The following is a 12,564-nucleotide window of genomic DNA, read 5'->3' on the forward strand; positions in this document are numbered from 1 at the left end:
TCAGAAGTACCCCTGCTTCTTCCGGTCTTCCATCGCAGCCTCACTGACCTTGTCGTCACCGCGGGTCGCACCGCGCTCGGTGACGCGAGTCGCCGCCACTTCTTCGATGATGAGCTCGACGGTGTCGGCATCCGATGCCACCGCTGCCGTCAAGGTTGCGTCACCGACGGTGCGGTAGCGCACCTTGCGGGTCTCGACGACCTCGCCCTCCTTGGGAACACAGAACTCGTTCGCGGCGAACAGCATCCCGTTCCGCACGAAGACGTCACGGTCGTGGGCGAAGTAGATCGACGGGATGTCGACCTCGTACTCGCCGATGTACTGCCAGATGTCGAGCTCGGTCCAGTTCGACAGGGGGAACACGCGGATGTTCTCGCCCGGATGCACGCGGCCGTTGTAGAGGCTCCAGAGCTCGGGGCGCTGGTTCTTCGGATCCCACTGCCCGAACTCGTCGCGGAACGAGAACACGCGCTCCTTGGCGCGTGCCTTCTCTTCGTCGCGGCGCGCGCCGCCCATGCAGGCGTCGAACTGGTTCTTCTCGATCGTGTCGAGCAGCACGGGCGTCTGGATCCGGTTGCGCGAACCGTTGGGCTCTTCGCGTACCGTTCCCTTGTCGATCGCTTCCTGCACCGATCCGACGACCAAGCGGATGCCGTGCTTCTCGACAATCGAGTCGCGGAACTCGAGAACCTCGGGGAAGTTGTGGCCCGTGTCGACGTGCACGATCGGGAACGGGATCGGTGCCGGGTGGAAGGCCTTCATCGCGAGGTGCAGCAGCACGATGGAGTCCTTGCCGCCCGAGAAGAGCAGCGCCGGGCGCTCCATTTGTGCGACGACCTCGCGGATGATGTGGATCGACTCAGCCTCCAGAATCTGGAGCTGGCTGAGCGCGTACTGATTAGGCGATGTCACTCGGATGCCTTCCGTTCAGCGTTCGCGATGGCCTCGAGAATCTGCGCCGCGAGCTCCGGGCGGCAGACGACGAGGTCAGGGAGGTAAGGGTTCTGTTGGTTGTAGACGAGGGGGGACCCGTCGAGCCGGGACGTGTGTAGGCCGGCGGCGCGAGCGACTGCGACCGGTGCCGCAGAGTCCCACTCGTATTGTCCGCCACCGTGGACATAAGCATCCACTTCGCCGGTTACGACGGCACAGACCTTGACGCCGGCCGATCCCATCGCCACGAGGGTTGCTCCGAGTTGCTCGGCGACGGCATTCACGATCTCGGGCGGCCGGGAACGGCTGACGGCGATGCGGACCGGGCCCTCAGGGCGGGCCGGGGGCGCGGGAACGGTGGCGCTCGAGAGCACGGTGTCGGGCCCGCCGAGGGCTACAGCACCGAGGGCGAGCTCGCCGTCCTGCCACAGGGCGACATGCACTGCCCAATCGTCGCGGCTCTCGGAGAACTCGCGCGTGCCGTCGAGCGGATCGATGATCCACACGCGCTCAGCGGAGAGCCGCTCGGCTGAATCCTTCGCCTCTTCGCTCAAGATGGCGTCGCTCGAAGCTTCGCTCGCAAGGCGCCCGGCGATATGTGCCTGCGCCGACGCGTCGCCTGCGTCTTTGAGCGCGCGAAGATCGTCGCCGAGGAACTCTCGGCGAGTGGTGATCAGGACTTCGGCGGCCGATTGTGCGATGGACTCTGCGAGCGTGGAGTCGCTCAGTGATACTTCCGTCATTCGTCGCTTCCGGCGGAGAGGGAACCTACGGCTGGAGAAGGACCGTACGGGGAGTGACCTTACCCCACTTGTGTGTCAGCAATCGAACGCCGGGTCTCATGTGCGTTACGTCAGGTACGCAAGCCATAATCGGGTATGCGGATCTCAGCCCGAGCGGACTATGCCGTCCGCGCGACAGTTGCGATCGCGCAGGCCGGCGACGAGGTCATTTCGGCAGATGCCGTAGCCGAAGCGCAGGGGATTCCCGGGAGCTTTCTTGAAGGCATCCTGACCTCGTTGCGAAGGGCGGGAATCGTGACCAGCCGCCGAGGAGCGGCAGGCGGCTATCGGCTCGCGTTGCCCGCCTCGACGGTATCGGTGGCCGACGTCATCCGCGCCGTCGATGGACCTCTCGTGTATGTGCGCGATGCGCGGCCCTCGGATATCGAGTACCTCGAGCAGCACGAGGCTCTCGCCACGCTCTGGGTCGCACTACGGGCCAATGTTCGGGCGGTGCTCGAGGCGACCACGATTGCCGACCTCGCGACGGGCAGCCTGCCGGCGTCGGTGCAGGCGCTCGCAGACGAGCCGCGAGCCTGGCGGAACTCTTCTTCGCTCGGCGACTGACTCGTCGCCGACTGGGCGGTTCTCGCACTGTTCACTTGCGCGTGCGGTCCTTCGTGTGTCTTAATACCCACTAATCCAGTCGGATTTATCGGGAAGAGACATTCGAATGCAAACCCTGCTCCTGCTTGCGGTCGTCGGTTTCGCCGCCCAACTCGTCGACGGCGCGCTGGGCATGGCCTACGGCGTCACCTCCACGACCCTTCTGCTGCTCATCGGCGCGAGTCCCGCGGCAGCGAGCGCATCCGTGCACCTTGCCGAGATCGGGACGACCCTCGCGTCCGGTCTGTCTCACTGGCGATTCGGCAACGTCGACTGGAAAGTCGTCGCCAAGGTCGGCATCCCCGGCGCGATCGGAGCCTTCCTCGGCGCGACGCTGCTCTCGAACCTCTCGAGCGATGCGGCGCGACCTCTGATGAGCGGCATCCTGCTCGCTCTGGGCTTCTATGTGCTCGTGCGGTTCACCTTCCGGGCGATCCCGAAGCCCGATGGCTCCAGGCCGCTTCGACTGCGGTTCCTCGCGCCACTGGGCCTGTTCGGTGGCTTCATCGATGCCACCGGCGGTGGCGGATGGGGTCCGGTCGGGACCCCCGCGCTTCTTGCGAGCGGACGGATGGAGCCCCGAAAGGTGATCGGCACGATCGACACGAGCGAGTTCCTCGTGGCGATCTCGGCCAGCGTCGGCTTCTTCATCGGCCTCGGCTCGCAAGGATTCGACCTCGGTTGGGTTCTCGCACTGCTCATCGGCGGCATGATCGCAGCTCCTCTCGCCGCCTGGCTCGTGCGCATCATGCCGCCGCGCCTGCTCGGCTCGCTCGTGGGCGGGATGATCATCTTCACCAACACCCGCACGATCATGCTCGGCGTCGATCAAACAGGAGGTCTGCTGACCTGGTGGGTGCTCGGCGGTGTGATCGTGCTCTGGGTCGCCGCCGTGTGGATTTCGGTACAGGCCGTGCTCGCTGACCGCCGGGTTGCTCGGCATGAGCAGGCGCCTGAGCGAGCTCTCGCCGACAGTGCTGAGTGACGACGTGAGCAAAGAATTGACGAGCCGTTAACACGCCTGGACTTGCTCCGCCTGCACCTGTGCCGTTGAATACCGACTAATTCGGTCGGAATTTACGAGGGGGCACCGCATGGATTGGGGACTTGCCCTTGCGGGTCTCGGAATCGGAATCGTCGTCGGGCTGACCGGCATGGGCGGTGGCGCCCTGATGACGCCCGTTCTCGTGCTGTTCTTCGGAGTGTCTCCGCTCACCGCGGTCTCGAGCGACCTCATCACGAGCGCTTTCATGAAGCCGGTCGGCTCAGTCGTGCACATGCGACACGGCACCGTGCACTGGAAGATCGTGCTCTGGCTCGTGGTCGGATCGGTGCCTGCTGCCTTCTCGGGAGCGCTGATCATCAGCGCGATCGGCCCGATGGAAGAGGTCAACAACTTCGTCAAGACCGCGCTCGGCATCGTGCTGCTCATCGCCGCCGCCCTGCTGATCGTGCGCGCCTACATCGCGATGCGCACGCACGCCCGCATCATGCGCGGCGAAGAGATCGCCCAACCCGAGGTCGCCGACAAGGACATCAAGGTCAAGATCGTCACCACCGTGATCGTCGGCATCGTCGGTGGCCTCATGGTCGGCCTCACCTCGGTGGGCTCAGGATCGTTCATCATCATCACGCTCATGGCGCTCTACCCGATGCTTTCGGCAAACCGGCTCGTCGGCACCGACCTCGTACAGGCAGTGCCGCTCGTGATCGCCGCTGCCGCCGGGCACCTGCTCTACGGCGACGTCGACTGGGGCATCGTCTGGCCGCTCACCCTCGGCGCGATCCCCGGTGCGTACCTGGGCGCTCGGCTCTCTTCGAGGGTCTCGGGAACCATCGTTCGACGCGCTCTGGCGCTCGTCCTGTTGGCGGCGGGGCTCAAGATGCTCAAGGTGTCGAACGAGTGGACCCTCATTCTCGTCATCGGCGCATTCGTGATCGGTACTCTGGGCTGGATGTATCTGCGCACCCGCCACGGCCTGAAGCCCACGCAGCGACAAGAGAAGCGCGCTCGTGAGCTGCAGGAAACCCACAGCAGCGACAACGAGTCGACCTCGTGACCGCTCGCATGACGCTGAGCCCGGCGGGAGTCGCCGAGCTCGAGCTGGTGCTCGCCGGGGGCCTCGGGGCGACCGCGTACGCGTCTGAGGGCGACGGTGGACGCCTGCGGGCGACTGAGCCCGTTGAGAGCGGGGCCGTGGAACTGCTCGACCAGGAGGGCACGCCTCTCGCCACGGTCGAGGTCGACGGCGGCACCAGCTCGGGCGAATGGCTCGTCGGATCGGTGAGCCAGCTTCGCCCCTTCGGGCACCAGTTGCACCGTGAACGCCGTATCGGGGCTCAAACCTCGCGCGTCGAACGTGCGGTGGTCGTGCTCGGCGACCTTCCGGGGGAGGAGGACCCGCGCTGGGAGTCGCTGAGTGATCGACCGCTCGTCTTGCTCGACACCGGCCATCACGCGGAGGCTCTCAGCCGCGACGTGCGTCACGCTCTCGCGTCAGGCCACGACGTGCGGGTTCTCCCCGCCCCCGACCCGGCGCTCCGATCCGCCGAAGAGTGGCGCGACGCCGTCGCCGCGGCTGCCCGAGCGCTCGTTGCCGACGAGATCGAGGTCTGGGACACCGAACGGGCGGTCGGCGACGGTCTCGTCATCCTGCTCACCGGGCTGTCGGGATCTGGCAAGTCCACCATTGCGAAGCTCCTGGCCGAACGTCTCGGCGAGGTCGACGACCGCACAGTGACGCTGCTCGACGGCGACGAGGTGCGGCTCATCCTGTCGTCCAAGCTTGGCTTCTCGCGCGAGGACCGCCTCATGAATGTGCGCCGGATCGGGTGGGTCGCGGCGCTCATAGCCGAGCACGGTGGCATCGCCGTCTGCGCCCCGATCGCGCCTTACGCGGAGATGCGCGCCGAGATGCGAGAGCGCGCCGAGAACGTCGGGCGCTTCATGTTGGTCCACGTCTCGACGCCCCTGGAGGTGTGCGAAGCGCGGGACCGCAAAGGCCTATATGCCAAGGCGCGTGCTGGCGAGATTCCGCAGTTCACCGGAATCAGTGATCCCTACGAAGAGCCCACGGACGCCGACCTGGCGATCGATGCGAGTGTGGTGAGTCCCGAGGACGCCGTCGACCAGATCGTCGCTGCGCTTCCGCGCTGACGGTTCGCGTATGGCGGTTGGCTCAGCTGATCTGAGCCGGAGCCGCGCCCGTCGCGCCAGGCTCTCGACTGACTACTTCTTGTCGGAGTGGCCGTAGCCGTATCCGTACCCGTAGCCATACCCGTAGCCGTACATGTACGAGTCGGGCCCCTTGGTGGGCGCCATCGTCATGACGAGGCCAGCGACCTTCGCGCCGACGGTCTCGAGGGCATCCAGGGCGCCGTCGAGTTGGTGGGTCGTCGTGCGACCCGCGGCAGTGATGACGATCGCGCCGGCCGTGAGGCGTGACAGAACGGCGGCATCCGTCACCGGAAGAAGCGGGGGAGCATCGCAGATCACGACATCGAAGGTGTTCGCGAAATCGTCGAGCAGGGCTTTCATCTGCGACGATCCGAGAAGCTCGGACGGGTTCGGCGGTACCTTGCCCGCGGGAAGCACGTACAGAGGGCGGCGACCCCAGGGGAGCATCACATCGGTGACCTTCGCGCGCCCGATCAAGACGTCCGTCAACCCGACCGCGCCCTCGATACCGAGGTAATCGGCGACCTTCGGCTTGCGCAGATCGGTGTCGAGCAGGGCCACGCGCTTGCCGGCGTCCGCGAGAGCGATCGCGAGGTTCACCGCGGTCGTCGACTTACCCTCGCTGGGAATGCTCGAGGTGATGACGAACGTCTGGCCGCCATCCAACTCGATGAACTGCAGGTTGGTGCGCAGGGCTCGGAACGCCTCGGCGCGCTGGTTCGTGGGGTCGGCTTCGAGGATGATCGGGCGCTCGGCCGCCTTCGGGTCGAAGGGGATGACGCCGATCATCGGACGATCGGTCAGCTGAGCGACATCGCGCGGCGTACGCACCTTGGTGTCGAGCACAGTGCGCAGGATGGCGAACGCGACACCCAAGGCCAGACCGATGAGCCCACCGAGCGCGAGGTTCAGCGGAACGTTCGGGCTCACGGGAGCGCTCGACGGCAGCGCCGGGCGGATGACGGACAGGCGCACGGGGCTCGCGGTGAGTCCCGCCGTCGTCTCGATCTCTTCCACGGCATCCGACAGGCTCGCGGCGGTGGCGTTCGCGATGTCGGCGGCCAGCTGGGGGTCGGCATCCTGCACCGACACGTTGATGATCGCGGAGTTCAACGGCGATGAGACCGAGATCTGCTTTGCGAGCTGACTTGCCGTCGTGTCGAGACCGAGGTCGTCGATGACGGGGTTGAGTACGACCGGAGATGTCGCGACGAGCACATACGACGGCACCCGATCGAGGGAGAAGTTCGATCCCTGGTTCAGGTCCTGAATGGTTCCCGAGCCCGCCTGCGTCGAGACGAAGACAGAGCTCTCGGCCTCATACAGCGGCGTGCGCGTCAGGGAATATGCGGCGGCGGCACCCACACCGACGAGCGTCAACGCAAGAATGATCAGCCAGTTCTTGCGCAGGATGTGCAGGTAGTCGCGGAGCTCCATGGTGCCTCTCGGTTGGGGATCCTCGAACTATCCTCACACACCCGGTATTTCGCGCTGGTATCCGGCTGGTATCCGGTCAGGGTTGCTCAAGGCATCAGTGCCCCGGCACGAGAGTCAGATGGCCGCCGCGATGTCGGTCTGCGCGAAGTCGTCACCCTTGAACAGCAGCGCCGCGCCCAGACTGCGGGCGAGCGCATACGAGTAGCAGTCGCCCATGTTCAGTGATGCGGCGTGGCGACCCCTGCCGAATCGGCGCCACGCTGCCGTTGCGATAGACGCTTGCGCGGCGTCGAAGGGCGTGACGGTGACGCGAGCGCGAGAAATGAGGGCCTCGAGATCCTGCGTAGCCGCCGGTCCCTGACGTGCTTCGGCCATGAACATCGCTTCCACGAGGGTTGCAGCGCTCACGTGCAGGTCGCCGACGTTCTCGGCGATGACGCGGGCGAAAAGCGACGCATCCTCTTCGCCAAGGACGATAGCCATCAGCGCTGACGTGTCGAGGGCGATCGTCATCGGGGCAGGCCGTGCTCGTCGTAGCCGATGGTCTCGTCCGCCGACCGCTCATCGAGCGTGGCACGATCGCGCCCTCGGGCGATGATCGCCTCGAGATCGCTTTGCACGGCGGGCGCCGTGCTCTGTGCCCGGAGGCGATCGAGCCGCTCAGCGAACGCCCGTCGCGCGGCAACCGTGATGCTCTCGCCCGTTGCGTCGGCCAGAGCCCGCACCAGGCGATCGGCCTCGGGGTCCTTGATGTTGAGAGCCATGGTGGAAGTCTACCCTTTAAGGAAGAAAGGGATAGCGATAGGAAGAAACATGCTCCTGCTACAGTATGAGCATGAAGACCGAGCGCCTGCAGGTGCTGATCGACACCGAGCAGCGTGAACGGCTTGAGCGGGTCGCCGCTCGCCGCGGAGTGTCGGTTGCCTCGCTCGTACGTCGAGCGATCGATGCCGCTTACCCCTCGGGCCTCGAACAGAAGGCCGCGATTGCTGCCGGCATGCTTTCTGCGGCCCCCATGGATGTTCCTGATCCCGACGATCTGCGCGCCGAACTCGACCTGCTTCGTGGCCGCGCGTGATCCTGCTCGACACGACGGTGCTCGTCTACGCGGTCGGGTCCGAGTATGCACTGCGCGAGCCATGCCGGGCACTGATCTCGGCGATTGGTGACGGGCGGATTGCGGCGACCACCACCGTAGAGGTGCTGCAGGAGTTCACTCACGTCCGCGCGCGGCGGCGCGGGCGGGACGACGCCGCGGTGCTCACCTCCCAGTTCGCGGCGCTGCTGTCTCCGCTCGTCACGGTCGACGCCGTCGACCTTGCGGCCGGGCTAGACCTTTACCGTGCGCACGATGCGCTCCGGGCGACCGACGCCGTACTCGCGTCGGTCGCGATGCGTCGTGACGGGATGCAGGGGTTGGTATCTGCCGATGGCGCGTTCGCCAGTGTCCGCGGGCTCACGCACCACGACCCGGCATCGGCTGGGTTCCGAGGCGCGCTCGGCATCGACTGAGAGATCCGCAAAGGCTCGATGTTTGCTGCCGCTCCTCCCCAGGGGCGCGGCAAGGCGCCTGACCTGCGGAGACTCGGCATATTGCGCATGCGGAGTCTTCTCGTGCGCCTACGGTTCTGGATATGCGCGCTGATCTGGCGCACACTGGAGAACATGGAGGTCACGGTGGGGATCGACACCCTTGCCATGCTCGTTGCGCTCGCCGTGGGCATCGTCGGGCTGGCGACGACCGTGACGGCGTCTGCGCGACGCACTCGCGTCGAGCTGAAGGCCGAGTTCGCGACGGAGATCTCTCGCCTCGACGACCGACTTTCGCAGCTTGACGACCGGGTGTCTCGGCTTGACGACCGGGTGTCTCGGCTTGATGACCGGGTCTATGCGCTCGCGGCGGGTCTCGCGCCGCGACTTGCGCCCGCGCGCGAGGCTCCGCGCGACGAGTAATCTGCGTTCGTCGCTCCCGACGCCAGACCAATCTCCAGAGTGGTACCGTTTTATGTACTACACACTCGGAGGTGTTCCCGTGTCCGCGATCACGGCGACCGAAGCGCGAAAGAGCCTGTTCGGACTCATCCAGCAGGTCAACGACGATCACACGACGGTGGAGGTCGTCTCCCGTCGAGGCAACGCCGTGATCATGTCCAAAGACGATTACGACGCTCTCACCGAAACCGCGTACCTTCTTCGAAATCCCGCTAACGCCGAGCGGCTGCTCGAGGCGGTCGAGCGCGCGCGTCGCGGCGAATTCGAGCAGCACGACCTCGTCGATCCGTGACCCGCGCGCTTGTCTTCGACCCGAACGGGTGGGAGGACTACCTGTACTGGCAGACGCAGGATCGCAAGACGCTGAAGCGGATCAACACGCTCATCGCCGCAGTCCTTCGCGATCCGTTCGACGGCGTCGGCAAACCCGAGCAGCTCCGCCATGTGCTGTCGGGCTCCTGGTCTCGGCGGATCGACGAGAAGAATCGACTTGTCTATTACGTCACCGACGACCACATCGTGATCCTCCAAGCACGAGACCATTACTGACGTCGTCCGTCGGATCACGCGTCAGAGGGTGGGGGCAACTTCCCACAGAGACGAGACCGGCAAGCCCCACAGCCGGTCGCCGAACGCAGCGCTCTGCTGAGCCGTGCCGAGCACGTAGCTAGCTCAACTCGTCGTTTCGCGACACATAACTCGTGGATTTGCGGCCTATACCTCGATCCCGTGCCGCTGGCGGTGTGCGTCGACGGACGCCGGGCAGCCCCGCCCGAAGACAGCCGCGGCCTCGAAGGCGCAGAGCTGATCGAAATCCAGGGTGATCCCGCCCGGTTCGACCCGAGTGAGATCAACGACGAGCTGGCGGATCTGCGGTTCGCGCTGCGCGAGGCGGGAGTTGCGGCATCCGTCGCGGCGACGGGCCGGTCGAGGCATCCGAGCTGTATGAAGAGGGCGTGCGAACCGTGCTCGAGAACCTCTGGGACGGACCCCGGGAACGTACCGATCGCGGCGAGATGAGCGATGTCGCGCGGCAGTTCGCCCGTGAGGTGCTCAGGCATGGTTCGGTGCAGATCGCACGTCCGATTCCGGTCGGTTCCTCCCCAGTAGGCGACGGCGACCGTCGTGTGGCGCCCGCGCTTGATCGTGCGCCGTGGGGTGCGCGCTCGCTTACGGTTCTAGCTACCTGCGCCGATAAGGCGCACACTGGAGAACATGGAGGTCACCGTGGGCATAGACACACTGGGCGTGATCGTTGCACTCGCTGTCGGCATCGTGGGCCTCGCGACAACCGTGACCGCGTCGGCGCGTCGCACCCGCGCGGAGGTGAAGGCCGAGCTGAAGGCGGAGTTGGCCGAATTGAAGGCTGAGTTTAAGACCGACCTGAACCGCATCGACGAGCGTCTCTCACGGCTCGACGACCGCGTGTCGAGGCTGGACGATCGGGTCTACGCGCTCGCCGCTGGCCTGGCACCGCGCCTCGCGCCTGCGTCAGGTGATACCTCTCGCGACGTCGCACAATGAAGGGGTGATCTCGCTCGTGGACCCAGAGAACTGGCTCTACATCGCCGCGCTTACGACTGTCATGCTGGGAGGCACGACGGTGATCGTCACACTCACCAATCGCACGACGACTGCCGCGATCCACGGATTGCGGGGCGAGCTCTCTGGGCGGATCGACGCACTGGGCGGTGAGGTCAACGGGCGAATCGACGCGCTGAGTGGGCGTATCGACGGGCTGCAGGGGGAGATGAATGCGCGGTTCGCGGCGGTCGATGTGCGCTTCAGCGCGCTCGAGCAGCGGATCGACAACCTCGACCGCGACGTGTCGGCTCCCATAAAGCGCGCGCTGGACTCCTAGACTCCGGACACGCTGGCGTGCGGCATCCGCTGTGCTGCACGCCAGGACGATGAGGAGCGGTTCCTCCACAGGGCGCCCAAGAACTCGGTTGTCAGCGAGTCGGCGTCGGCCGAGTTCGGGATGTCGGCGACGGCTGCAACGATGGATTCGTGGACTACTGGCATGAGGTTGCCCGATCACTCGGGGGTGCGAACTACGACCGCGCATGGGCGCTGAACGCGGCAGGGCGGGTCACGATCGTCGACCTGGATGCCGACAACACGCGCACCTCGCTCGATGCCGTCGTGCGCGATCGCGGCCACGGGGGCGATGACGTCATGGTCGTCTCGGCCGTCATCGAGCCTGCGCGCGGGTCGATGAGCGCCTACTGCAGTTGCGAGCACGCCCCGCACTGCGCGCATGTCGCTGCAGTGCTGCTCGCCGTCTCGGATGCAGGGACGGACTCGGACGCGAGAGCGCCGAAGGGCCAGTCATCCCCGCCGCGCGACAGCACTCCACCGTGGCAACGCTCTCTCGACGGGCTGCTGCCGGCATCCGATGCGGCCGCGGTCGAACTGTGCCTGTTCATCACCCTGCAGACACCGCGCGCGACGCGCTGGAGCAGGGCTCCGCAGCAGCCGAGGCTCGCGGCCCGGCCTGGGATGCGGGGTGCGCGAGGCGCATGGATCAAGGGCCAGGCTCGCTGGGGGCACCTCGACGGGCTGCAGGCGGATCCCGCAGCGCTCGCACTGCTGATCGAGCTCGACGTTCTCGACCCTGCCGCGAGCTCGTGGGGCTACGCCTATCGCGACGACGAATGGATGCAGCTCGACCGGCTGCCCTCGCGAACGCTCTGGTCGCTGTTGACCGACCTCGAGGCGGCGGGCGTCGCGCTCGTCTCTCCGGGCAAGGCGCAGCATCCGGTGCGGCTTGACGGGGAGCCGCTGACCGCGCGGATCGCGGTCACCGAGAACCGCAAGCGACTCGCGGTGCGCGGCGAGCTGGTGCCGGTGCGAGACGACGAGGATGCCGGCGCCGGGGACGCCGACGCCGGCGCCGACGGGGAAAGTGACGCGTCGGAGCCGCTCGTGACCGTCGGCAATCCTCCGATCGCCGTGGGTCGGGTCACCGCAGCTGGCACCGCCGAAGAACGCATTGTGCTGCACCCCCTCGATCCGCCGCTCACCGGGCCGATGCGCGACCTGCTCGCCGCCGACACGCCCATCTCGGTCGACACGGCAAGCAGGGAGCGCTTCGAGAGCGACTATCTGCCACGGCTGCAGGCGATCGCGCCGGTCGTATCGCCCGATGCCAGCTACACGGTGCCGGCGCCGCCGGTCACCGTGCTCGAAGTGCGCGTCGACCACGGCGACGGGCTTGCCCACCTCACCTGGCGATGGGACCGGCTCGGCGGCAGCATCCGTCCCGACCGGGTTCGCGAGGGCGGCATCCTCGATGCCGTTCGCAGCGCCGCAGGCGCCCACGCCTCCATCCTGCTGCCGGGGGAGCGGCCCGATGCTGCGGTGGTGCCGCCCGACCAAACCCTGCGAGGCGCGGCTGCTGTGCTTTTCGTCGCCGAAGTGCTGCCCGGCCTGCGTTCGCTCGAGGCCGTGCGGGTCATCGAAGACGTCGAGGCGCCCAGCTTCCGTGCCGCATCCCAGGCGCCGGATGTCTCGGTCACCGCCCAGCCCGGAACCAATGATTGGTTCGACCTGAGCGTTCAGGTGCGCATCGAGGGTGAGGATGTCGACTTCGCTGCCCTGTTCCGGGCGCTCAGCGAGAACGAGCCGATCCTC

At 66.6% G+C, this 12,564-nt stretch carries 18 protein-coding genes; 12 read left to right on the forward strand and 6 right to left on the reverse strand.

From position 1 onward, the window contains the following. Complete coding sequence (gene cysD / locus B3587_RS04140) at positions 1-912, reverse strand: sulfate adenylyltransferase subunit CysD (RefSeq protein WP_292726764.1); 912 nt, start codon at positions 910-912, stop codon at positions 1-3. After that, the gene (locus B3587_RS04145; RefSeq protein WP_292726766.1) at positions 909-1,676 is read right to left on the reverse strand and encodes a 3'(2'),5'-bisphosphate nucleotidase CysQ; all 768 of its coding nucleotides are present in this window, start codon (positions 1,674-1,676) and stop codon (positions 909-911) included. Before B3587_RS04145 ends, cysD begins: the two co-directional genes overlap by 4 nt. A 135-nt stretch (positions 1,677-1,811) precedes the next feature. Here B3587_RS04145 and B3587_RS04150 point away from each other — a divergent pair, with 135 nt between their 5' ends. From B3587_RS04150 to cysC, 4 genes are all read left to right on the forward strand, one after another. Further along, a complete protein-coding gene (locus B3587_RS04150) occupies positions 1,812-2,282 on the forward strand; it encodes an RrF2 family transcriptional regulator (RefSeq protein ID WP_292726768.1) in 471 nt (156 codons plus the stop codon). A 106-nt stretch (positions 2,283-2,388) separates the two neighbouring features. After that, a complete protein-coding gene (locus tag B3587_RS04155; RefSeq protein ID WP_292726770.1) occupies positions 2,389-3,306 on the forward strand; it encodes a sulfite exporter TauE/SafE family protein in 918 nt (305 codons plus the stop codon). 109 nt (positions 3,307-3,415) lie between these two features. Next, the gene (locus B3587_RS04160) at positions 3,416-4,381 is read left to right on the forward strand and encodes a sulfite exporter TauE/SafE family protein (protein ID WP_292726772.1); all 966 of its coding nucleotides are present in this window, start codon (positions 3,416-3,418) and stop codon (positions 4,379-4,381) included. Next, on the forward strand, positions 4,378-5,478 hold the full coding sequence (gene cysC, locus B3587_RS04165) for an adenylyl-sulfate kinase (protein WP_292726774.1): 1,101 nt from the start codon (positions 4,378-4,380) through the stop codon (positions 5,476-5,478). Before B3587_RS04160 ends, cysC begins: the two co-directional genes overlap by 4 nt. Positions 5,479-5,550: 72 nt before the next feature. Here the strand turns inward: cysC and B3587_RS04170 are convergent, their stop codons facing one another. The 3 genes from B3587_RS04170 to B3587_RS04180 all read right to left on the reverse strand — a co-directional run bounded on the left by B3587_RS04170 (position 5,551) and on the right by B3587_RS04180 (position 7,700). Continuing rightward, positions 5,551-6,936, reverse strand: a complete 1,386-nt coding sequence (locus tag B3587_RS04170) for a polysaccharide biosynthesis tyrosine autokinase (protein ID WP_292726776.1) — start codon at positions 6,934-6,936, stop codon at positions 5,551-5,553. A gap of 114 nt (positions 6,937-7,050) precedes the next feature. Beyond that, a complete protein-coding gene (locus B3587_RS04175; protein WP_292726778.1) occupies positions 7,051-7,449 on the reverse strand; it encodes a type II toxin-antitoxin system VapC family toxin in 399 nt (132 codons plus the stop codon). Continuing rightward, positions 7,446-7,700, reverse strand: a complete 255-nt coding sequence (locus B3587_RS04180; protein ID WP_292726780.1) for a type II toxin-antitoxin system VapB family antitoxin — start codon at positions 7,698-7,700, stop codon at positions 7,446-7,448. Before B3587_RS04180 ends, B3587_RS04175 begins: the two co-directional genes overlap by 4 nt. A 71-nt stretch (positions 7,701-7,771) precedes the next feature. Here B3587_RS04180 and B3587_RS04185 point away from each other — a divergent pair, with 71 nt between their 5' ends. From B3587_RS04185 to B3587_RS04205, 5 genes are all read left to right on the forward strand, one after another. Further along, positions 7,772-8,014, forward strand: a complete 243-nt coding sequence (locus tag B3587_RS04185) for a CopG family transcriptional regulator (protein WP_292726782.1) — start codon at positions 7,772-7,774, stop codon at positions 8,012-8,014. Beyond that, on the forward strand, positions 8,011-8,448 hold the full coding sequence (locus B3587_RS04190; protein WP_292726784.1) for a type II toxin-antitoxin system VapC family toxin: 438 nt from the start codon (positions 8,011-8,013) through the stop codon (positions 8,446-8,448). Before B3587_RS04185 ends, B3587_RS04190 begins: the two co-directional genes overlap by 4 nt. A gap of 87 nt (positions 8,449-8,535) precedes the next feature. Continuing rightward, the gene (locus tag B3587_RS04195) at positions 8,536-8,889 is read left to right on the forward strand and encodes a hypothetical protein (protein WP_292726786.1); all 354 of its coding nucleotides are present in this window, start codon (positions 8,536-8,538) and stop codon (positions 8,887-8,889) included. A gap of 79 nt (positions 8,890-8,968) precedes the next feature. Next, the gene (locus B3587_RS04200) at positions 8,969-9,220 is read left to right on the forward strand and encodes a type II toxin-antitoxin system Phd/YefM family antitoxin (RefSeq protein WP_229382258.1); all 252 of its coding nucleotides are present in this window, start codon (positions 8,969-8,971) and stop codon (positions 9,218-9,220) included. Next, a complete protein-coding gene (locus B3587_RS04205) occupies positions 9,217-9,477 on the forward strand; it encodes a Txe/YoeB family addiction module toxin (protein ID WP_195693037.1) in 261 nt (86 codons plus the stop codon). Before B3587_RS04200 ends, B3587_RS04205 begins: the two co-directional genes overlap by 4 nt. Positions 9,478-9,642: 165 nt before the next feature. Here the strand turns inward: B3587_RS04205 and B3587_RS04210 are convergent, their stop codons facing one another. Continuing rightward, positions 9,643-9,864 carry a hypothetical protein gene (locus B3587_RS04210; protein ID WP_292726789.1) on the reverse strand — a complete coding sequence of 74 codons (222 nt, stop codon included), beginning with the start codon at positions 9,862-9,864 and terminating at the stop codon, positions 9,643-9,645. Positions 9,865-10,143: 279 nt separating this feature from the next. Between B3587_RS04210 and B3587_RS04215 the strand changes: the two genes are divergently transcribed. The 3 genes from B3587_RS04215 to B3587_RS04225 all read left to right on the forward strand — a co-directional run. After that, positions 10,144-10,452: a hypothetical protein gene (locus B3587_RS04215; RefSeq protein WP_292726790.1), complete on the forward strand. Its 309-nt coding sequence runs from the start codon at positions 10,144-10,146 to the stop codon at positions 10,450-10,452. Positions 10,453-10,456: 4 nt separating this feature from the next. Next, positions 10,457-10,789, forward strand: a complete 333-nt coding sequence (locus tag B3587_RS04220; protein ID WP_292726791.1) for a hypothetical protein — start codon at positions 10,457-10,459, stop codon at positions 10,787-10,789. A gap of 149 nt (positions 10,790-10,938) precedes the next feature. Then, on the forward strand, positions 10,939-12,564 hold a 1,626-nt coding region (locus tag B3587_RS04225; protein ID WP_292726792.1), incomplete at its 3' end, for a hypothetical protein.

This window comes from Microbacterium sp. UBA837 (genome assembly GCF_002296025.1).
Classification (GTDB): domain Bacteria; phylum Actinomycetota; class Actinomycetes; order Actinomycetales; family Microbacteriaceae; genus Microbacterium.

Excerpts from the sequence above, each read along its gene's own strand:
- B3587_RS04145 (WP_292726766.1), bottom strand. The coding sequence starts at position 1,676 with ATGACGGAAGTATCACTGAGCGACTCCACGCTCGCAGAGTCCATCGCA.
- B3587_RS04150 (WP_292726768.1), top strand. The coding sequence starts at position 1,812 with ATGCGGATCTCAGCCCGAGCGGACTATGCCGTCCGCGCGACAGTTGCG.
- B3587_RS04155 (WP_292726770.1), top strand. The coding sequence starts at position 2,389 with ATGCAAACCCTGCTCCTGCTTGCGGTCGTCGGTTTCGCCGCCCAACTC.
- B3587_RS04160 (WP_292726772.1), top strand. The coding sequence starts at position 3,416 with ATGGATTGGGGACTTGCCCTTGCGGGTCTCGGAATCGGAATCGTCGTC.
- B3587_RS04170 (WP_292726776.1), bottom strand. The coding sequence starts at position 6,936 with ATGGAGCTCCGCGACTACCTGCACATCCTGCGCAAGAACTGGCTGATC.
- B3587_RS04175 (WP_292726778.1), bottom strand. The coding sequence starts at position 7,449 with ATGACGATCGCCCTCGACACGTCAGCGCTGATGGCTATCGTCCTTGGC.
- B3587_RS04180 (WP_292726780.1), bottom strand. The coding sequence starts at position 7,700 with ATGGCTCTCAACATCAAGGACCCCGAGGCCGATCGCCTGGTGCGGGCT.
- B3587_RS04185 (WP_292726782.1), top strand. The coding sequence starts at position 7,772 with ATGAAGACCGAGCGCCTGCAGGTGCTGATCGACACCGAGCAGCGTGAA.
- B3587_RS04195 (WP_292726786.1), top strand. The coding sequence starts at position 8,536 with ATGCGGAGTCTTCTCGTGCGCCTACGGTTCTGGATATGCGCGCTGATC.
- B3587_RS04210 (WP_292726789.1), bottom strand. The coding sequence starts at position 9,864 with ATGCCTCGACCGGCCCGTCGCCGCGACGGATGCCGCAACTCCCGCCTC.
- B3587_RS04215 (WP_292726790.1), top strand. The coding sequence starts at position 10,144 with ATGGAGGTCACCGTGGGCATAGACACACTGGGCGTGATCGTTGCACTC.